We start from the raw sequence: 20,727 nt of genomic DNA on the forward strand, positions 1-20,727 counted from the left end.
TGGTAACAGGGTCGAGCGAAAAGAGCTCGAGAGCATTAACCGGGCAGGCAACAACACAGTTGTTGCACCCGGTACAGCGTTCCATGTTTACATGAACTGCAAAAGCCATGCACATCACACACAAATTTTATGATAAAATTTGCCTAATTTAGAGGTAGATCCAGAACAGTAATTAAAGATTGTTAATTTCACCGACGATAAATCAGTAGTAATTAACGCACAGATCCCTTTTTTACAACAGGTTAACCTTATACCTTGAATTTTTCATCATGTTAACAACCGGCGAGAGAAAAATCATCATGGTCCGGATTTTGTTCCCGGATACGGTTGTATAAAACGAACAGAATAATTTCTTGCCTTTTTTACTGATGAGATTTTGGTTTCCGCGCAGAACATACCACCCATCACTAAGATGGAGCGGGGGGACCCCGTTCTCGGAAGGTGATATGAGATACGAGAAAACCGGCTCAAACCATGCCCCGTTTCCCGGAACCGTTTCCGGAAAAACCCGTAAAACCGCCGGTTTCCCATCCTGTGGAAAATACGTCCAATTTGGTGTCTGATTGCCCAAATCCGGGCGGAAACGCCCTCACCGAATGGCCACCAATGGCCTTTAAACTGAGGCTTTTTTCGCTACGTAATTTTACCCATCCAGGCCCCGGAAACCCTGCCGGAACGCGAATATGATGATCTTTTTTTTCCAGGGAATATTTTAGCATCAAGAGAAATGTTAAGAGAATTTTTCGTAATTTTTTTATTATTTTTTCTCCACTTTTCCCTGCATTTTCTCCTTTTCCCCAACGTTTGCCCTCACCCGGAAACACCCCTATCAATGCGGCACGTCCAACCGCTTAAAATCATTTTAACCACAAGATTCATCATATTCTGTAAATTCCCAGAAAATTTCAGCCGCGCACCGAATTTTCCCCGGCAAAAATCCCAAAATAATCATTTTACGGGCAGATTTTTTCTTAAAAACGATTCATATAACCCACAGGTTACGTGTTATTTAAATAGGCGAATAATCCAGTTTTGTTTATTACAATGTTCCGGGAAATCGTAGCGCACCTGAAAATGAGGCTGAAAAAGACGGCAAAGGCCATTAAGGCCGGATTTGTTTCCGTTACCTATCACCGGGTTACCCCCTCCGTTTCAGCGTACCTTCCGTTCTCCGGATACGTAATCCCAACCGGTGCAGTACAGGCATTGAACCTGGGGCTGCGGTACAGGATCACGAGCGGCCACGCCCCGATATTTTCGCTCTTCACGTTTTTTGGTAATCGGCAGACGCCGGTATCCGGTATCTGAGTAGTTCTCGCGGCTGCCATCCGACAGGGGACCTGCCGAATCAGAAAGCAGGCATACCCGATCGGAATTCCAGCCCGGGCCCTGCCCGGAATCACCGGGTGCCGTCGTCTTTTTTAAGCATCATGAACGAGTGGCGGCTCCCTGGTCCCGCTCGTTAAAGGGAAGAGTCGGTCGAACAATTTTAAGAAAAAATTGGTGGAAATTATGCAGAACACATCTGCCAACAAGCCCTTGAGGGTTAATCAGGCAACAAGAGAGGCGAACGAAAAACTGACGGGCCTCTCCATGATGGGAAAGATCATCGTCGAATTCGGGTACCGGAAGATCATAACAAAAGAACTGCGATCCCGGGTCCCGGCACGGAACAACTGCAGTACAATGGTGGCAGGGCGGAGTGCAGCATGACATCAAATGCGCTTCACACGATCTCGCGGAAGGCTGCCCATTACCTCAACCGCCGCGGCTACGATGTGATCCGGTCTGTCTTGCCCCGGGAGCGGGATGCACCCGAGACGTTTGTCTGCACGCGGTCCGGAGAGACCCTCCACGTGAAACTGATGATCTGCCCCAACACCCTCAATACGATCGCGGAAGTTGCCCGGTACGGTAAAGATGCGATCCGTGTCCTCCGGAGACTGATGAAAAACAATCCACCGAAACCCGGGGAGCACTACGAGATACTGGTAACAACCCTCGGGAAACATTTCCCCGTTGAGGTTCTGCCGGACAAGCTTTTCGATAACCGGACCGGTGCCGTCTTTACCCAGCGCCCCTTCGGGGGTGTGTGGGGATGACCAGCCGACGCTGCACCGTACTGGAACAGGGAGCCTGCGAACAGCTCAGGCTGAATGGGTATGAGGTCCGCATCGTCCCCAACGGGCAGGGGGACAAGCGGCTGCCCCCGGCCTATCTCGTTGCCGGGAAATCCGGTGAAACCCGCTATATCCGGATCTATAAGATGTCACACCGTCCGGCAACGATCGATACGGTGGAGCAATACTTTACCCGGGCTGTCCTGCGGTATCGCACCGAAATGGTACGGCACCCGGATTCCCCGATCCGGTACGAGATCTGGCTCTACAGGGTAAACCACGGGTATCATTGCTTTGCGATCCTGCCGGACCGGATCCAGGAAATTCCTGCAGGAGAAAAATTGCCGATGCGAATTCTCGTGGAGGAAGCACCATGAAAAATACCGTTCGGCTCTCACCGATCGAGCGTGCAGCAGCGTCACTGCTGGAAGAGAAGGGATTCGCAGTCGTGCCTATGCGCCCCTGCTTTCCCACCCCCCATAAGCCGGCCCATCTCATGGCACTGCGGAATACGACCGAGCTGCTCTACCTCAAGCTCAAACAGACACCCCGGCCACTCACGGGTATCCCCGCTGCCGAACAATTCTGCCACACCGATGCCGGGCTCCTACGGATATTATTTCCGCTGGGTTCAAAGACCATGGCTCTTCATCTTGAGATCTGGATCAGGAATAACGGCTGCTTTACCTGTCTCGAAGTACTGGCCGAGGGCCTCCGGGAGGTCTCCCATGTCTGAATGCTGGAACCGCTACGGGCAGGCGCGCAAACCCCGTAAGAAATTCCCCCCGATACCTTCGCAAGGGATCTGGATCGAACACAAGGGAAAGATCAAGGTGAACCTATGCAATTGACCGAAGCAATGCAAGGGAGCGGTCCCGTCCTGAACCACGGCATGTCAATCGTTCACCCGGTCCTTCCATCGATCTCAATCCGGGAGATCACGACCGATACACTGTTCCCGGCACATGCCGGCCATTCCAACACACCACCTGGCACATCCCGGCATGATTCGATCCCGGTCACTCCCGCGACAATGCCAGTACTACCGGATATCCAGAGACCCGGATGCGGTACGGCACCAGCGACAAAAAGCCACACGGTCGCTCCTGCAAAGATCATCCGCCCCCGTTCCGCCTCAGTCTCCCGGAGAGTTTCAAAGAATTCTCCTTTTGTAGAGCAGGATATCCCACTCTATCTCGTGCCGGCCATCATCGCCCGGGCCATCTGGCAGCGGGGGGAACAGACGTTCCGGATTTCTGTGATCCGGACGAAGCAGCATTACTACACGATCCGCATGAGGACTGCACGACCGGGAACCAGGGCGACCAAGCCCTGCGGAAAAAGCCGGTGTGGGAACAAGTCAAAGAAAAATCCCGGAAAAATCCCGAGCCAGCCCTCATCGAAACCGGTCGAGCTGCAGAATCCCTGACCGGGCTCCCCTTTTTTTTTGAGTGATCATACGGGAGTCATCTGCAACACTTTTCTTTTTTTGGTTCTGGAGAAATCCTGTTTTCCTGCGATTTGGTTTGTTTCTTCAGCAATTATGAGCGTGACCCCCTCTCTCCCCCAGAGTGGGAGGCAACCCAAGGGGAGCGTTCCCTTGACCCCCGTTTCGGAAGTCCAACCTCGTGAGGGTTATCGCTACATCGGGGGATGCCCGCGCGGCGGGGGCGGAGGCATCAGATGCCGCAGCTCCCAAGAGCCCGCAAGAGCGCTTTAATAAAAACCGGTGCGTTCTTGGTAACTCATTTTTCTTACTACTACGAGGAACCTCCGGCAGAGATCCGTAATTCTTCCCCTACTGTACCGGTCGAATGGTGGGATATCAGCAGCGGAAACAAAGGGGTATATAAAACAAAAACCGGCAATTCCTGCAAACCCAATATATGGCAGGAATTTTTAAACAGAGAGCCCGGGTGCACCGGTTCCCCCGGTTACATTTTGGCAAACGACATCGGAATGCCAAACGTGCCCGGTTCGCGCAATCCTCCCCAAAGCCCGTCCCTTTTTTCGAAAAAATGCGGGATTCAGTCACGCCGATACCTTATGAAATCCCATACTGGTATGTCAAAGGGCCCCGCGACACAACGGAGCGGTTCGGTGAACCTCTCAACAAAACGAAAGAAAAAACCGAGGAAACAATATGGCAGATTTCGTACAGAGCAATGTAACCAAGAGTGCGGTTCGCGAACTCGCAGAACCGATAGCAGACGTAGCGACCTTCAACACGATCGTCCAGTCGGTCATCACCGACAACCCGTTTGCCTGTGTAGCTTACATGACTGCCGGGGAGACCCACAACCCGGTTGAAAAGACCCGGGAAGGGTATACCGTAAAGATCGTGTACCAGGACGCTGAAGCAAACACCGTCGGCAACCTGTCTGACCGGTTCAGCACCATCGCCGGGTTCAATGCAGGAGCCACAGCAATTCTTGCTGACACCTCCCTCTCCACTGCTCACGGTGGAACACCGTACCGTGACACCGACAACGAAGCATACAGTGCAACCCTCCGGTGCCACGACGCGAATGGGGAGATATACCAGGTGAACTTCTCCCGTGACCGGGTCAGCATCACCTCCTACTCGGATGATGCAATCCGGACCCGTATCGAGACTTGGGCAGACACCGTGGCGGCACTTGCCTGAGAATCGCAGATGACGAAAAGACCCGGAGGGGAGGAGACCCCCCGGTCACCTTTTTTCTCCGGACCGTTCGTTGTTTGCCGGAGGGCCGTTATGGAAACCGAAATGTTAGCGATTGTACTGGGAGCCGTGCTCCCGATCTATCCGATGCTGTTTGCCATCTACCAGAAGATCGGCAAATATGATGAAGTCGTCAAGGAGTTCAGGAAACTCCGCGCTGAGCACGAACACCACAAGGAGGACTATCATGGAATTTGATAAGGCGATACCTGATACGGTGATGCAGCCGGTCGCAACCGTTGTCGGGTTATTCCGGGGTACCTTCAGCGGTCTCGAACCGCTCACAAAGGATACACCCCTCACGCTCGATGAAGCCCGGCGCAACCCGATCTTCTACGAGCTGGACCTGAACCCGGACCTTGAGGACACGGATCTCATCATCGATCTGTGCTACGACAACCTGACGCCGATGTGGCTGCAGGACCTGGAACGCGGAACGGATCTCCCGATGGGTATCCGGTTCTGGCCGCACTGGTTCGAGATCCCTGACTACCGGGAGATGCGAGACATCGACGGCCGGAGGGTTTATCCCCGGGCACCGGGTACCCACACGGTCCGGATCCGTACCGCCCGGAGGAAGATTGGGCAGCGGGGAATGATCCGGGACTTCAGCCCGGCAAACCATGGCTACACGAGCCCCGTTTTCGAGCTCACGATCGTACCGGGCGGGGATGATGTTCGAGAATGAGCTGCAGACCCGGGCCGCCATCTGCGGTACCGGTGTCCTGCTGGGGGCTGTTTTGGTGCTGGCCCACCTCCCCCTTCTGCTCCTTATCGTGCCGCTCGCGGTGCTCTTCCTCGGTCTCGTTGCGGACCCGGAGGAGTCGCACGCGGCCTGGTACGGGATGCTGCATACGCTCGGCATCTTCGATCTCTCTGTGCTGACGGATGCGGAGCGATTGAACTACGCGGAGAAGCGGCACTACTTCTGGTTCGGCGAGGTCGGGATGGCGGCGCTGCTGGCGGGAATGTTCGCGCTCCCGCTCGGGATTTTCCTGGCGGGCCGGGCGGAGATAACGCTCGCGTTCATCGGGGCTGCGGTCCTGTTCCTGCCGCTGTTTGTGTTCCTGCCGAAGCTGATCCAGCGGGCGATGAAGACGGATGCTGAGATTGTCATCGAGGCGTTCGGAAAGAACGAGCAGGTCCGGAAGGTATTCTGGACGTTGTTCGTGGCGATAGCGGGGCTGGTACTGGCGCAGGTGGTGGACCCGGTGACAGCGCAGCGAGTGGCAGGGGTGATAATGGGGATGGGGGCATAACCCTCATTTATCCTTTGTCAGGGAAGCTGGTAATCAGGGTGTATGGGACCTAATGGAAAATTAGCCTGATTGGATAATTGGTGTTGGAAAGAATACTATCCTGAAAAAATGAAGGTATATCTCTGCTATCAGGCGGTACAATAGTTAAATCAAGAATATGGATGTAACAGCCTCTCTATGCGAAGGATTTGAAATCAGGCAACAGATATAACAGCGATTTTTCAGCGATAAAAAAATAGGGCTTTTTAGATCTCATGATCTTTACTTAAACGTGCAATCATTGTTTTGTCGAAAGTTGATCCTATTTCCCTTACTTACCGCCCACCCGCCCAATTCATTATTTCCGGTCTCGCAGAAAGCCTAAACCATTTATCGGATTGTTACACTACCTGCCGCAGTACAGCTCGATTGCCCGCTCAATACAGGGAGATGCATCCATGTCGCGACCCAGTTTTTTCAGGCTCATCCCCTTATTGAACCAGGCATCTGCGTATAATGGATCGACTGCAATTACTTTCTCATAGTAGGTAACTGCGTTATCATACTGGTTGAGACAATCCAAACAATTGCCAAGCTCAACAAGTGCATGAGGGTAATGAGGCGAAATCTCAATTGCCCGCTGAAGGAACGTCACCGCATGCAGATATTCCCCCTCGTCTACTTTTTCACGTGCCTGTCGATAGAGATACTCCGCTTCCGGAGAGACACCATTCTTACCAGACCTTGTCATTTTTTCCTCCCGGTCTACAGAATTGCATTCGGCGTTTCTGTGACTGAAATGGAATTATCCAGTAGTTTTAATAAGAATTTGCACAATAGAATCGCTACATAACTCTGCGATCATGGTCTGCCATGCAAATATTTTTATAGTAAATATAGCATCACAATTCAAATTATTTTTAGCCTGTAATAGATAATAACTATTGATACGTTCATGGCAGCTTTTGATCAAGAGAAGGTCGATAAAATCAAGCAATATCTCCGGTGGCATCCCCGGGGCATGACTATCTCTGATCTCTCCTCCAAAACAAAGATGAACAGAAACATGGTGGCCAAGTATCTTGATCTGCTCCTCATTTCCGGCCAGGTGGAGATGCAGATCACCGGGGCTGCCAAGGTATATTTCCTCTCCCACCGGGTTCCGATTTCAGCAATGCTTGAATTTTCCTCCGATTATGTTATTGTGCTCGATACAGGACAGATAGTTATTCAGGTGAACGAACCGGTTCTTAAATTTCTCAATGAAAAAAGAGAAGCACTCATCGGCAAAAAAATCAGCGAGATTACTAATCCTTTCTTCAGCTGCCTCCCAACACCAGAACCGGTTAAAAACGGGCAAATTGCCGAGGAAAAGATAACGGAAATGAGCAGTCTGCTTCATGGAGAGACATTTCATTTCAGAGTAAAGCAGGTGCCGACAGCATTTGAAGACGGGGGCCAGGGGTTTACCTATCTTATCGAAGATATCACTGCTAAAAAAACCTCTGAAGAATCCTTAAAGATAAGCGAAGCACGGTACCGTGGTATCGTTGAGGACCAGACTGAGTTCATCACGCGGTTCCACCCTGATGGCACCCTCACTTTCGTGAATGAGTCGTATGCCCGTTATCTCGGGAAAATACCCGCAGAACTTCTTGGCAGGTTCCACATACCCGGGATTAATGATGAAGATTTAGTTATGCTGAACCAGGCACTTCAGTCCCTTGATAAGGAACATCCTGTTACGACTATAGACTGCCGGGTGTCGGACCCGTCCGGCCGGGTCTGCTGGAATCTCTGGACTATCCGTGCGCTTTTTGACGATAAAGGAATGGTCCATGAGTACCAGGGTGTGGGACGGGATAACACCGAGAAACGTGAGGCTGCAGCAAAGATCAACAATTACATCAAAATAATGGAATTCCTCTCGCAGACCGGAAAGGCATTCATGGACATGGGTGAAGGCGATGACATCTATGCATACGTTGCGCAGCAGGTTTATTCTCTCGCACCGGGATTTTTAGTATGGGTAGGTTACTTAGACGAACCGAACCAGAAACTCATTCTCAAAAGCGTTGTTGGAAATCCGATTGCCCTCGATACGATGCAGCAGCTCACCGGGATGAAGGTAGCGGATATGACCTTTCCCATCAATAAGGCTGACACGGCGGAGCTCATCCGGCACCGGCGACTTGTAAAAACTCCCCCTCTCTTTCGGCTCCTCCACATGCAGGTTCCCGATGAGAGATGCAGGCAGATCGAAGAAGCTGCGGGTGGCATCGAGTCCTACCTGATGGGACTCGTCTCCAAGGGAAGGATTCTTGGCGATGTCGGCATAAGCCTTCAGAGCGGTTCCGAGCTGCCGAACCGGGAACTGATCGAGGCGTTCATCCGGCAGGCTGCGATTGCGATCGACAGGAAGATTGCCGAAGATGCACTGAAAAAGAGCGAGCAGCAGTACCGCAGTGTGATCGATAATATCCAGGATATCTTTTACCGGACTGACCGTGACGGAAACCTGATCATGGCAAGCCCCAGCTGGGCACATATTCTTGGATACCGATCCCTTGACGAATGTATTGGCAGGAATATTGCGGATACTTTTTACCAGGAGCCGGCGAAACGAAAGGAGTTCCTCGATGCTGTTTGCCGGTATGGGGAGGTCCGGGATTATGAAGTAGTGCTGAAACGAAAGGATGGCACTCCCCTGTTCGTTGCTGTGAGCAGCCATCAGTACTATGACGAATCCGGTGATGTTCTCGGCATTGAAGGGATTATACGGGACGTCACCGAGCGACACGCGGCAGCAGAGAAAATCAGGAATCATATTGCCCAGATAAAATTTTTTTCCCGAAAACTGCAGGAGTTCATAGAACTGCCCCCGGCATCCGATATTTACTTAAAAATCGCTACAGATCTGCATTCACTCGTTCCGGATGCGATGATCATTGTCAACTCCCATGACAATACAACCGGGAATCTCACGGTCAGGTCTATTCTCAGCGATGCCGATCGTGATAAATGCACGCAACATCTCGGGCGGGTCCCTCTTGGCCTGAGCATGAGGTTGGATTATGCTGCCATCGAAGGTTTACGTGAGGGACGACTCCATAAATTGCCGCTGTCTCTGTTTGAATTATGTTTCAGGCAGATTCCGGAAGATATCTGCAAAAAAATTGCCGCATCCGTCAACATGGGGGACTTTTATTCAATAGGGTTTGTGCAGGGAGACGAGATCTACGGGAACGCAACGATCTGTCTCTATAAGGGTTCCGCTATTCAAAACCTGCCGCTTATCGAGACCTATGCATTCCAGGCCTCGATTGCACTCCAGCGGCGGGTTGCCGAAGATGCGCTCAAAGAGAGCGAGAGGAAACGTGCAGAAGATGCATTGAAGAACAGTGAGAACTATTTATTGAAAATTTTCAACTCCACGCAGTCCGGACTCGTGGTCATCGATCCGGAGACGCATGCGATCTTCGATGCCAATTCCACCGCTGCAGAACTGATCGGAACTGACAAAAATTCCATTGTCGGTTCAATCTGTAAAAAATGGTTCTGTCCCACAGAAAATGATCTGTGCCCGGTCATGGATCTCGGACAGCAGCTTGTCCGTTCGGAAGGTGTACTGAACACTATCAAAGGAGAGAAGCGCTCCATACTCAGAACCGTTGTCCCTGTGCAGCTGGGGGAACATGAATATTTTCTTGAGAGTTTTGTTGATATCACGGAGCGTAAAAAGGCGGAAGAGGCGCTCCGGGAAAGCGAACGAAAATTCCGGGCGATCATCGATCACTCATACCAGTTCATCGGCCTGATGAAGACCGATGGGACCCTTATCGAAGCAAACCGGTCTGCACTGGACTGTTGCGGGATACATGCATCGGACGTGGTAGGGAAACCATTCTGGGACACTCCGTGGTGGAGCCATTCGGAAGAACTTCAGGATCGGTTACGGGATGCCGTATCAAGGGCCGCTGCTGGGGAATTCGTACGGTTTGAGGCTACGCATCCCACAGCTGACGGGCATCTGATAAACGTGGATTTTTCCCTTAAGCCCGTTCTGGATGATCAGGGCGGTATATTATATCTGATACCGGAAGGTCGGGACATCACCGAACGTAAAATTGTTGAAAAAGCCCTTCAGGAGAGCGAGGAGCGACTCAGTGGCGTTGTTAAGAATGCACCAATAGGTATTGCATTCTCCGACAGTCATTCCGGAGTTATTGAGTATATCAATCCGGAATTTGTGAAGATATTAGGGTACACCCTTGACAGTAACCCGAATATGGCCGACTGGTTCGAACAGATGTATCCCGACCCTGAATACCGTCAGAAGTTATATGAAATCTGGATGAATGACATGCGCAGACTCGCCGGGAAGAATACCTATACAGATAATATATTCCGGGTTCGCTGCAAGGACGGGTCTGACAAGGACATCCGGTGGAGGGTAGTTCACTTCACGAACGGAAAAGCACTTACGATAACTGAAGATTTCTCAGGACGCAAGAAAGCCGAAGAAGCGCTTAAAGAGAGTGAGAAGAAATTCCGGGATATTGCCGAAATGCTGCCTCAATCGGTCTGGGAATGTGATGTTGGAGGAAATCTCACCTTTGCCAACCGACGCAGTTTTGACATGTACCGTTATGATCTGGAAGACTTGGACAATGGTGTGACAATATGGCAGATGATGCATCCCAATGACCGGGATAGAGTGAAAAAGGAAGTTTTTCAGGGTTTCAATCACGGCCCTCAGGAATTCCCTGAACTCTATCACTATACTGCGTTACGCAAGGATGGGAGCTCATTCCCTATAGAAATCTATGCAACACTTGTTGTCCGTAAGGACCAGATCGTGGGAATGCGGGGTATCGGGATCGACATCACTGAGCGCAGGAAGGCCGAAGAAGCGCTCCGTGAGAGCGAGAAGAGATTCCACGATCTTGCCGAGATGCTGCCCCAGAACGTCTGGGAATGTGATGCACAGGGAAATCTCACCTTTGCCAACCAACGCAGTCTAGAAATGTACCGCTACGATCCGGAAGATCTGGACACGGGACTGACCATCTGGCAGATGATCCATCCCGGTGACCGGGAACGGGTGTTTAATGACTTTGTTGAGGGATTAATGCATGAACCGAAAAAGTTCCCTGAATGCCACGAATTTACTGCATTGCGGAAGGACGGCAGCACATTTCCCCTGCTGGTGTATCATGTTCCGATTGTCCATGATAATAAAATCACCGGCATGAGAGGTATCGGGATTGATATCACAGATCGCAAACTGGCTGAAGAAGCGCTGCGCCAGAGCGAAGCGCGCCTGTATACCATTTTACACAGTTCCCCTATTCCGAAATATGTCATCGGTTCAGATTATCGCGTCATGTACTGGAATAAGGCACTTGAAGAATTCAGTGGCATTAAAGCTCAGGATATAATCGGGACAACCCGGCGATGGCAGGCAATCTCTGACCCCGTACGGCCGTGCCTGGCTGATCTCATGATTGATGGGAATATGGAATCTGTTCAGGAATGGTATATGAAAAAAATTATCCCGTCCAAGTTTATGGAGGGGGCCGTTGAGATGACCGACTTTTTCCCTCATGCAGGTGAAGGAGGGAAATGGCTGCATCATACTGCTGTTGCCATCAAAGACGGGAAGGGCAATATCCTTGGAGCGGTTGAGACTATTGAGGATATCACTGACCGGCATCATCTTGAGAAATTAAAATTCAATTCCTTCTGACTGACACTCGGCAGATCTTTTTTCAAACCTGTACCACGATAAACATCAAGAGTGACAGTCACCCGCTTAAGGAACGTCGTAAATCCGGGCTGTTATTTCACCCCACGCATGAATGAATTCCTATATTCTTATGATACCGTGTGAGGAATTTTATCCTGCCCCTTCCGGAATAAATTATCCTGCCGTTGGAACGGTATATAATCAGTCTTAAAGAGAAAATATCCTGCATGGGGGGAGGTCGTCAATTTTGAATGAGTTCTTGGTTCGGCGAGGTCGGGATGGCGGCGCTGCTGGCGCAGGTGGTGGATGCGGCGACAGCGCAGCAGGTGATTGGGGTAATTTCTACCACTATACTATAACATAGATGAATAAACCGGTTAAAAATTTCCCATCTCTTTTTTTATCCCATCTGATATACCAACTGATTTAAATCGTGTGCGATAATACATTGCATAACGATGATTGACCCCATCACCGCAGAGCAGATCTTCGATGCAGCAATCCGGATACAGGTTTGCCAGGAAAAATCCCTGGAAGTTGATTTTTTCCCGGACCGGGTCCGGGTGCGTCTGCCCCCAAAGCGGGTGCTGGCCCAATTCTGCTCGGTGCCGATGTCAAAAATGACTGCCATCCTTTCAGAGATGGAGCAGAATCAACTGATCGGTACGGAACAACGCGGGGGGATGTGGGCCACCCCGCCCGGAAACCGGATCATTGCTGACTGTCTTGCAGGGAAATACCGGAAAGAAGCTGAGGCCGTGCTCGGGCCGGTAGTGCTGGAAACACTCCTCCGGCGCCTGTCAGAGAATCTGGTCTTAAAGGACGGGGATGAAAATGAGTATCCACGCCTCTGTCAGAGACACATGGAATAGGGGGTCAGGATCCTGAGGACAAATAAGCCCTGTACGGGCTCCTTTTCCCGTCCCGGCAACCCCGTCAATACCGGAAAACCCCGCAAAATCCTTCTTTTCTGATCCTGTGGAAAATACGTTCAATTTTCGCTCCGATTACCCAAATCAGGGCGGAAACGCCCTCACCTGATGGCCGCTAACGGGCATTAAACTGAGGCAAATTTCACCACCTGGTTTACCCCATCCGGGCCTGGTAAACCCTGCCGGAACGCGAATGTGAAGGTCGGTTTTTCCGGGGTAAATCAGAAAAGGGTAATTTATATTGTTAGTCGATATAAGCCGGTCGCGGAGCAGTGCGAGCATGGCGAAGCTGTGCGACGCGGGCAACGGGGGCGGCGATTTCCTGCTGCTGTTCATTACATGCTGGTGACGCTCTATCATGTTCGTCTCCACGGGCTTATCGCCCGTTCCGCTCACATCACCTCCCTTGTTTTCCGGATTGCCCTGTTGATACGATGACGCCCCTGGCTTGTCGCACGGCTCCGGCGCCAGCGGTTGCAAGAGCGCACTCCTCGCATTTCGCAAGCGAAAAGCTCGTCGCTGTGTAATGAATAATTACGGAATTCCGGAAGGACGAACGGGGACTATCACCATTCACGGAAGACGGGAAGATAAAAAAAATGTCTTTACTATCGGGGACGATAGCATCGGGCTGCCTCCGGGCACCGATTGGAAAAACCCACGTTCGCTCGGGCTGAAGATCGTCTCCCTGCTGGTGCAGCAGGCCCGGGGCACCATCGGGCTGCTGCCGCGAAAGGGCACGGTCTTCCGGATTACGCTTGAAGAACAGCCGAATATTCCGGTTCATGCGGTTTCCGATGTGAACTGATCCTGTGGAGTATTATGCTGGCACATGCTGCTGAAACATGGAGTATTTATCCTGAGTGATCAGGATCGTGCCCATGGATGTCATAACAACCTACCCTGTGTCATGGAGGGGGAGATCCCCTTCCGGAATCTGCCTGCTGCAATACCCGTATTGTTTCCTCGTATTCCTTCAGCTGCCGTTCGATCCCGGCACTATGCAGTGCAATCTCGACTGCGATCTCGATCTGCATATCGTTATAGGGTTTGAAGATGAAGCCGGAAGGACTGGTTTTTTTTGCCCGATCGACAATCGTCCTGGAAGTATATGCCGTGGCATAAATGATGGGGATACCCCACCGTGACCGGATCTCGCCACCGGCAGTAATCCCGTCCATCTCACCGGTCAGGTTGATATCCATCAACACGAGGTCCGGGCGTTTTTCTCCGGCAAGCCGGATCGCTCCTTCGCCGGAATTTGCAATGCCGGGAACATCGTACCCGAACCCGGTCAGGATCTCCAGCAGATCCTGGGCCACCAGCAGTTCATCCTCAACAACAAGGATTTGTGGTTTTCCATTCATATGACATTCACGCCTGATTTATCGGATTCTGCAGTCCGTGGAACATGAATTGTGATTGTCGTTCCGCTCCTCCCCTCCGGGTATGGCCGGTTATATCACTCGTGCGAAGACCCCGGCCGGGACGAACCTGAAAACGATCGTTCCCCCGGTGAATGGCCGTCCGGTTCATCTCCCGGCACCTCCCGGTTTGTCCTTCCCATAATTATTGGGGAAGGATAATGTGAACTTCGTACCCGCAGTCCGGTCAATGGTAACCGTCCCGTCCAGCTGGTCAGTAAGCGTATTTACCAGACGAAGCCCGAGCGAGGCCTGGTTTTCCAGCGTGATATGCTCCGGCAGACCGATCCCATTGTCAGCCACGACAAATTTCAGGTACGCGGAATCCATGGCAGCACTGATGCTGAGTTTCCCGTCTTTCTTGTCCGCGAATGCGTACTTCAGGCTGTTTGTGATCAGTTCGTTGCAGATGAGACCGAGCGGGATGGCAGTATTGATGTCCACGGGAATCTTCGGGATGTCCAGATCAAGCTTGATCCCCCGCTGTGACGCTTCGTACGACTGGAAGAGCCCGGTTCCCAGTGCCCGGATATAATTCCCGATGTCGATATGGGCCAGGCTCTCGCCCCGGTAGAGCTGTTCGTGGACGAGCGCCATGGACCGCACCCGGCTCTGGCTGTCTTTCATGGCCTCAATGACAACGGGGTCGTCGAGCTTCCGCAGCTGGAGGTTGATGATGCTGTTGATGATCTGGAGGTTGTTCTTGACCCGGTGGTGAACCTCTTTGAGGAGCGTTTCCTTCTCGGCGAGCGAGGTCTCGATCTGCGCAGTCATCTTTTTCCGCTCGGTGATGTCGCGGGCAGCGGCAAAAACGCCGGTAATGTTCCCGTCGGGATCGCGGTACACGGTTGCATTATACAGGACCGGGGTTACCCCGCCGTTTTTATGCCGGATCTGAAGTTCATAGTCGGTGACGGACCCGTCCCGGAATGCCTTCTCGTACCCTTCTTTTGCCTTTTCCGGTTCGGAGAAATACTGCGAGAAGTCGGTTCCGATAAGTTCTTTCCGGCTGAACCCGGTCGCGAGGACGGTTGCTGTATTCACGTCACTGATAATCCCGGCTGGGTTGATGGTGATGAAAGGATCGAGGCTTGCTTCGATCAGGCTCCGGTTGTACTCATTGGCACGCCTGATCTCATCCTGTGCCTTTTTCTGCCCCGTGATATCATAGGCAATTGTGGATACTCCTCTAAGGTTGCCCCGGCCATCCAGTATCGGCGATGCTGTAAGGTATATGTCAATCAGCTCCCCGTCTTTCCTCCTGCGCCGGGTCTCGTACCGGATAACCGGCTTGTGATTGCAGATACGCTTCTGGATGATCCTGGTGTCATCCGGCTGGCCGGGCGGCAGCAGGACGGAGACGTTCCTGCCGATCATCTCCTGTGCGGTATACCCATACATCCGCTCTGCACCGGCATTCCAGCTCGTGATGATCCCGTCCAGTGTTTTCCCGATGATCGCCTCGTCGGAGTACTGCACGATGGCGGCCAGCCGTGCCTGGTCTTCTTCTGTCCGCCTGCGTTCCGTGATATCACGGATGTTGCCGGTACGGTAGATCGGGTGACCTTCGTTGTCCCGGGTCAGGGACATGTGATTGGAGAGCCAGCGGTATTCGCCGTTCTTTGCCCGCTGGCGGTATGTTAGTTCTTCGTGCCCGGAATCTGCCATGTGTAAAATACCGGCACGGAATGCCGGTAAATCCTCGGGATGAATCATGGAAAGCGATGTTTCACGATCCAGTTCCATCAGCTCCTGAACCGTATACCCGACAAGTTCCTGGACAGCCGGACTGATGTACTCGTACCGGCCCGTCTGCTCGTTTACACGGTAGATGACATCCCGGGAATTCTCCAGCACGGACCGGAAGCGTTCCTCACTCTCCCGCAGCGATTCATCAGCCTGTTTTCGTGCCAGCGCGACCGCAACAAGGTCGGTCACCGCTTCCATCAGCGCGATCTCATCTTCAGTGAAACGGGTGCGGTTTTTTGTGCCAAATGAGAGCGTACCGATGGTACTGTCCTGGTGCATAAGCGGGTGGCAGACATATGCGGTGATCCCGAGGGAACGGATCATGTCTGTTTGGGGATCGGCATCCTGCTGGACATTGCTGACGATGATCTTCGACCTGTCCCGGGCAACACAGCCGCAGACTGCGCTCCCGATTGCAAGCGGGGATAGTGTGCGTGCCGTCTCAGCAGAGATCCCGGCATACGCATTCAGGAGCATTGTATCCTTTGCATCATCGATAATATAGTTGAAAAATACGTCGCAGCCGAGGAACTGCATCAGTCTTGTGCAGATGGCAGTCACGATTTGCTCGGTCGGTGCATCGGCGAGGAGCAGCCGGCCTGACATGGCAAGGATGTCGAGTTTCTGTATCTCCCTTTTCAGCGCGAGCTCGACCTGTTTGCGCCCGGTGATGTCAAGGAGCGCCACGCCCAGCCCGAGAAACCTGCCATCCGGCAGCGTAACCGGATAGACGCTCTCCAGCCAGTATCCCGTGGTGCCGGGGGATGTATGGGACTCTCCCTGGATCTCGATGTTGGTGACCGGAACTTTCATGTCGCGGACCTGCTCGAAGACCGGTTGTACAGTGGCCCAGATCTCCGGGACCATCTCTTCAAATCTCCGGCCAAGGTGATCCACAACCGGAATTCCATTCATCTCCGCGAGATGCTGGTTGATGTACTGGTACCGGAAATCCTGATCAAGGAATGCAAAACCAATCGGGGCGTTCTCGTAGAGCGACCGGAACAGGGCAAGCGACTCTTCGGTTTTTATCCGGGCTTCTTCGGCAGCCTTTTCTGCCTGTTTCCGGAGCGTGATGTCCCGGAGAACAATCATCACAGCGGGACGGCCCTGGAACAGGATCCCGGTGCCGGTGCTTTGCACATCCACGACCGTGCCATCGAGACGCAGGGCCCGGACATCCCGGAGCGGCGTGCTGTACCCCTCCCCCTCTACGGCCCGGATCCGGGACGCGATAAGGTCCCGGTCCTCCGCGGGGATCAGGTCGAGGACCTTCTTCCCGAGGATTTCCTCCGGTATGGCTGCCCTGAAGAGCCGGAGACCTGCCGGGTTTATGTATACGTACACCCCGTCCTGGTGAACCGCGATAGCATCCGGTGAGAAATCCACGAGCCGTCGGTACCGCTCCTCGCTCTCTGCCAACAGCCGGTCCCGTTCCGCCGTTACCTGGAGTTGCCGGTGCAATTCTTCAGCAGTTGCTGACAGTTCCTCGTTGACTGCCTGCAGTTCGCTCGTCCGCTCCTCGACACGCTTCTCAAGGTCCCGGTTGAGTGCCCGGATCGCTTCGTCTTTCTCAGAAAGGTCGGCATACTGCTGCCGGATCTCTGCTTCGGAGGTAACAATCATGTCATAGGCTTCGGAAATAGTCTTTTCCGCTTCCTTGCGCTCTGTTATGTCCTTGATATGGGTGATGAAGAATTTCGGTTCTCCCGCATCATCGCGGAGCAGCACTGAGCTCACGGCCGCCCAGACGATATGGCCGTCGCTGTGGAGGTACCGCTTGTCGAACCGGAACACCTTCGTCTTCCCGCTGATGGTCAGATCAACCTGACGGTCGCTTGATGCGATATCATGGGGGTGGGTGACGTCACGGAAGGTCTTTTGTAAGAGTTCTTCTTCAGAATACCCGAGCATGGTGCAGAGGGTCTCGTTCACTTTAAGGAAGCGGCCGTCCGGGGCGGTCAGCGCCATACCGGCACCGGCATGCTCGAAAGCCTCCCGGAACTGCTCCTCGCTCTCCCGGATGCGGGTCTCCTGTTCTGCGAGTGCTGTGTACTGCCCCCGGAGTTCCTCCTCGGCAGCTGCGAGCTGTTCGCAGGATGCCTGCAACTGTTCATTGGCACTACGAAGAGATTCGGTTGTATGTCCGAGTTCTGCGGTCCGTTCCTGCACCTTTGCTTCGAGCCCCTCGTTCGCGGCACGGAGTTTTGCCTCAAGGCGTTTCCGCACCGTCAAATCCCGGAGGATGGCGGTATGAACCCGTCTCCCCTCCTGCCAGCGCCGGGAAATGGTCAGTTCGACCGGCAGGGTTTTCCCGTCTTTGCGTTTGCAGGTGATCTCCCGGGATTCCGAGATAGGGGCGAATTGATCGCCCGGATGTGGTTCTTCGTCTTTAATGGCCGTGATGGATTGCTTATCAAATGCCAGATCCGGAGAGGACGACCCGATCGCTTCGTCCCGGGTATACCCGAACAACCGTTCGGCCGCCGCATTCCAGAGAAGGATCCGGTTATCGTCATCGTACACAACGATAGCGTCATTCGCTGTCTCCACCAGTTGCCGGTAATTCTGTTCTGCATCGACAAAGAAATTCGCGAGAACGGTATCGAGAGGCAGGTGTTTTTCCTTTGATTCCCGCCGGGCAATCAGGACTGCATAGAGGGCTGTGACAAAACCGAGATACTGGACAAAACGTCCCCCCCATCCGATAAGGCTCCCGACCGAAGATGGGATCAGGACACCCAGAAGGCCGGTCGCGATCAGGGCGAGTGAGATCGAGTACCAGAAGAAGAAATCTGACCGTCGCCTTCGATACGCAACCATGACAAGGACAGACGCTGCTCCAAAGAACACGACCGTGTTTTCAAGGATGACCTGCCGGAGCATGGTAGGGCCGGTCCCCTGGACAAAGAAGAGAGGGGTCAGTCCCTGCATAGTCGTAAGGCTGAAGAGTGCCACGAAAACCAGGATGCCGGTATATGCTGCTGCAACGACCCGCATATCCCCCTTCTTTTTCCAGGGCACCGGGCCCTGCAGACTGAGGACGGCCCCGGCAAGGATTAAGATGGAACTGATGCAGGTGCAGGTATTATAGATCGTGACTGCTGCGTTCGGTCCCCCGCTTGTGGGAATGACCCAGCCGGTCACAATAGAACCGAGGCCGAAGACGAGCAGGCCGGATCCCATCATGAAGATGCTGGCCGAACCACTTTGCATATATGTTCGGCCCGCGAGATGGGCGATGACGACAGAGATGACGCCAATAAAAATGGTATTTAATGTCAGAAGCAGAAAGGGAAATTCATAGACTGTTGTCAGGTTCAGGGAGGCGAGAATTGCGATACTGCCAAGGGAGAGCGGGATAAGCACAAGGCCCAGAATTTTCCCGGTTTTCCCGTTCAGCCATCCGAGTCGTGTGTGCGGTACCGGATTATCAGGTACCGTGCCTGTTGCATCCAACCCAAATCCTCCTCAAAGACTTGCATAGAACGTGCGCATGAGGATCCTGGTCCTTTGTTGATTCGGTGGAACAGGTTGCTGGGGAACCGGGGGTCACGAGGATCTGAAATCAGATCGGGAAATGCTTGTAGATCAGTGAGGTAGTACTACATTGCGCGCGTTTCCTTTTTGTAGTGGAATATAAATCCATGTGCATAATTCAAATATATAATTTTTCCTGAAATGACCGGAATTTTGAAATTTTTACCAATTTTCCCTAAATAATGGCGAAATATGATACCAGTCCCTTGTTTTTTTCAGGAATTTCTCAAAAAATAACTCAACACGGATGACGGTCATCATTCACCGGAGGGTTTGAGCAATATTCCGGTGGACCGGACGATTTCGTTGGGATCTTTGAGTTCCCGGATCAGTTATTCAACGGATTTTTCTGCGGAGGAGGTATAATCTATTATTTTTTCTCGAAGGATGGCCTGAAAATCAGGGTCATGATCCCCAAGGTAAAATAAGCCCTGTACGTGCTCCTTTTCCCTTCCCGGCATCCCCGTCAATACCGGAAAACCCCGCAAAATCCTTCTTTTCTGATCATGTGAAAAATACGTTCAATTTTCGCCCCGATTACCCAAATCCGGGCGGAAACGCCCTCACCTGATGGCCGCTAACGGGCATTAAACTGAGGCTAATTTCACCACCTGGTTTACCCCATCCGGGCACGGTAAACCCTGCCGGAACGCGAATGTGAAGGTCGGTTTTTCTTCGACGGATCGTAAAAAAAACAGGCACAGAAGAAAAGGCTGTTCCCAGCCCTCACTCCCCCTTCCCGCAAAACCGCTCATCCGCTCGCATACGGGTGACAGCATCCCGGCAACCGGCAAACCACCCGGACTTCTCGTCAGGAAAGCAATCGAACTCCGGCACGTACGGCTTGATGTCAAGGAGGGGCGTGCCGTCAACTACGTCAATCCCCTCAATAACCAGCTCGCAGCCGTTCACCGCAAGGAGCTTCACGACCGAGAGGCCGATCGCGTTCGGGCGGCGGGGAGCCCGGGTTGCGAAGATCCCATGCGGTACGGTATCAAGAAATGGAATCACATCGAGCGCGTAACCCTGCGAACGGTGGAGGTGGTAAATCAGGATGATCCGCGAAAAACCGCACAGGTCGCGCAGGCCTTCCCGGAATTTCTCATCGAGAACAATAGTGCCCCTCACCCCGGCCGCACCCGCAGGCTGGATCGGCATACCAGCAGGTTCAGTGAACGGTGAGTGGATGATCCCTATGGGAGTAAAGGAAATTACGGATTTGGCATGTGGATTCATTGCGAGTCACCTTGGATCGGGTATCCGGAAGAGAG

At 52.7% G+C, this 20,727-nt stretch carries 21 protein-coding genes; 14 read left to right on the top strand and 7 right to left on the bottom strand.

What is annotated here, in order from left to right:
* On the bottom strand, positions 1 to 109 hold a 109-nt coding region (locus WC593_15225; protein MFA4826500.1), incomplete at its 3' end, for a 4Fe-4S binding protein.
* A 358-nt stretch (positions 110 to 467) separates the two neighbouring features.
* Positions 468 to 824 carry a hypothetical protein gene (locus WC593_15230; GenBank protein MFA4826501.1) on the bottom strand — a complete coding sequence of 119 codons (357 nt, stop codon included), beginning with the start codon at positions 822 to 824 and terminating at the stop codon, positions 468 to 470.
* A gap of 220 nt (positions 825 to 1,044) precedes the next feature.
* On the opposite strand from WC593_15230, the gene WC593_15235 reads away from it, so the two are divergent.
* From WC593_15235 to WC593_15285, 11 genes are all read left to right on the top strand, one after another.
* The gene (locus tag WC593_15235) at positions 1,045 to 1,308 is read left to right on the top strand and encodes a hypothetical protein (protein ID MFA4826502.1); all 264 of its coding nucleotides are present in this window, start codon (positions 1,045 to 1,047) and stop codon (positions 1,306 to 1,308) included.
* A 204-nt stretch (positions 1,309 to 1,512) separates the two neighbouring features.
* The gene (locus WC593_15240) at positions 1,513 to 1,713 is read left to right on the top strand and encodes a hypothetical protein (protein ID MFA4826503.1); all 201 of its coding nucleotides are present in this window, start codon (positions 1,513 to 1,515) and stop codon (positions 1,711 to 1,713) included.
* A complete protein-coding gene (locus WC593_15245) occupies positions 1,710 to 2,102 on the top strand; it encodes a hypothetical protein (GenBank protein MFA4826504.1) in 393 nt (130 codons plus the stop codon). Before WC593_15240 ends, WC593_15245 begins: the two co-directional genes overlap by 4 nt.
* The gene (locus WC593_15250; protein MFA4826505.1) at positions 2,099 to 2,497 is read left to right on the top strand and encodes a hypothetical protein; all 399 of its coding nucleotides are present in this window, start codon (positions 2,099 to 2,101) and stop codon (positions 2,495 to 2,497) included. The genes WC593_15245 and WC593_15250 overlap by 4 nt, the downstream gene beginning before the upstream one ends.
* The gene (locus WC593_15255; GenBank protein ID MFA4826506.1) at positions 2,494 to 2,856 is read left to right on the top strand and encodes a hypothetical protein; all 363 of its coding nucleotides are present in this window, start codon (positions 2,494 to 2,496) and stop codon (positions 2,854 to 2,856) included. Before WC593_15250 ends, WC593_15255 begins: the two co-directional genes overlap by 4 nt.
* Positions 2,849 to 2,971, top strand: a complete 123-nt coding sequence (locus WC593_15260) for a hypothetical protein (protein MFA4826507.1) — start codon at positions 2,849 to 2,851, stop codon at positions 2,969 to 2,971. Before WC593_15255 ends, WC593_15260 begins: the two co-directional genes overlap by 8 nt.
* The gene (locus tag WC593_15265; GenBank protein ID MFA4826508.1) at positions 2,962 to 3,549 is read left to right on the top strand and encodes a hypothetical protein; all 588 of its coding nucleotides are present in this window, start codon (positions 2,962 to 2,964) and stop codon (positions 3,547 to 3,549) included. Before WC593_15260 ends, WC593_15265 begins: the two co-directional genes overlap by 10 nt.
* 714 nt (positions 3,550 to 4,263) lie before the next feature.
* Positions 4,264 to 4,767, top strand: coding sequence for a hypothetical protein (locus WC593_15270; protein MFA4826509.1), 504 nt, complete (start codon positions 4,264 to 4,266; stop codon positions 4,765 to 4,767).
* A gap of 90 nt (positions 4,768 to 4,857) precedes the next feature.
* The gene (locus WC593_15275) at positions 4,858 to 5,022 is read left to right on the top strand and encodes a hypothetical protein (GenBank protein MFA4826510.1); all 165 of its coding nucleotides are present in this window, start codon (positions 4,858 to 4,860) and stop codon (positions 5,020 to 5,022) included.
* On the top strand, positions 5,012 to 5,512 hold the full coding sequence (locus WC593_15280) for a hypothetical protein (GenBank protein MFA4826511.1): 501 nt from the start codon (positions 5,012 to 5,014) through the stop codon (positions 5,510 to 5,512). Before WC593_15275 ends, WC593_15280 begins: the two co-directional genes overlap by 11 nt.
* Positions 5,499 to 6,083: a hypothetical protein gene (locus WC593_15285; GenBank protein ID MFA4826512.1), complete on the top strand. Its 585-nt coding sequence runs from the start codon at positions 5,499 to 5,501 to the stop codon at positions 6,081 to 6,083. Before WC593_15280 ends, WC593_15285 begins: the two co-directional genes overlap by 14 nt.
* 385 nt (positions 6,084 to 6,468) lie before the next feature.
* On the opposite strand, the gene WC593_15290 is transcribed toward WC593_15285, so the two are convergent.
* Complete coding sequence (locus WC593_15290) at positions 6,469 to 6,813, bottom strand: tetratricopeptide repeat protein (GenBank protein MFA4826513.1); 345 nt, start codon at positions 6,811 to 6,813, stop codon at positions 6,469 to 6,471.
* Between the two features lie 204 nt (positions 6,814 to 7,017).
* Between WC593_15290 and WC593_15295 the strand changes: the two genes are divergently transcribed.
* From WC593_15295 to WC593_15305, 3 genes are all read left to right on the top strand, one after another.
* On the top strand, positions 7,018 to 11,811 hold the full coding sequence (locus WC593_15295) for a PAS domain S-box protein (GenBank protein MFA4826514.1): 4,794 nt from the start codon (positions 7,018 to 7,020) through the stop codon (positions 11,809 to 11,811).
* Between the two features lie 458 nt (positions 11,812 to 12,269).
* Positions 12,270 to 12,683, top strand: a complete 414-nt coding sequence (locus WC593_15300; protein MFA4826515.1) for a hypothetical protein — start codon at positions 12,270 to 12,272, stop codon at positions 12,681 to 12,683.
* 586 nt (positions 12,684 to 13,269) lie between these two features.
* Complete coding sequence (locus WC593_15305; protein ID MFA4826516.1) at positions 13,270 to 13,551, top strand: ATP-binding protein; 282 nt, start codon at positions 13,270 to 13,272, stop codon at positions 13,549 to 13,551.
* A 100-nt stretch (positions 13,552 to 13,651) separates the two neighbouring features.
* Here the strand turns inward: WC593_15305 and WC593_15310 are convergent, their stop codons facing one another.
* The 4 genes from WC593_15310 to tsaA form a co-directional block, all read right to left on the bottom strand.
* Complete coding sequence (locus WC593_15310; GenBank protein ID MFA4826517.1) at positions 13,652 to 14,110, bottom strand: response regulator; 459 nt, start codon at positions 14,108 to 14,110, stop codon at positions 13,652 to 13,654.
* A gap of 165 nt (positions 14,111 to 14,275) precedes the next feature.
* A complete protein-coding gene (locus WC593_15315) occupies positions 14,276 to 19,375 on the bottom strand; it encodes a PAS domain S-box protein (protein ID MFA4826518.1) in 5,100 nt (1,699 codons plus the stop codon).
* Between the two features lie 413 nt (positions 19,376 to 19,788).
* On the bottom strand, positions 19,789 to 19,917 hold the full coding sequence (locus WC593_15320; protein ID MFA4826519.1) for a hypothetical protein: 129 nt from the start codon (positions 19,915 to 19,917) through the stop codon (positions 19,789 to 19,791).
* A gap of 265 nt (positions 19,918 to 20,182) precedes the next feature.
* Positions 20,183 to 20,692, bottom strand: coding sequence for a tRNA (N6-threonylcarbamoyladenosine(37)-N6)-methyltransferase TrmO (gene tsaA / locus WC593_15325; GenBank protein MFA4826520.1), 510 nt, complete (start codon positions 20,690 to 20,692; stop codon positions 20,183 to 20,185).
* Positions 20,693 to 20,727 lie beyond the last annotated feature (35 nt).

Origin of the sequence: Methanoregula sp. (genome assembly GCA_041645435.1) — an archaeon.
Lineage (GTDB): Archaea > Halobacteriota > Methanomicrobia > Methanomicrobiales > Methanospirillaceae > Methanoregula.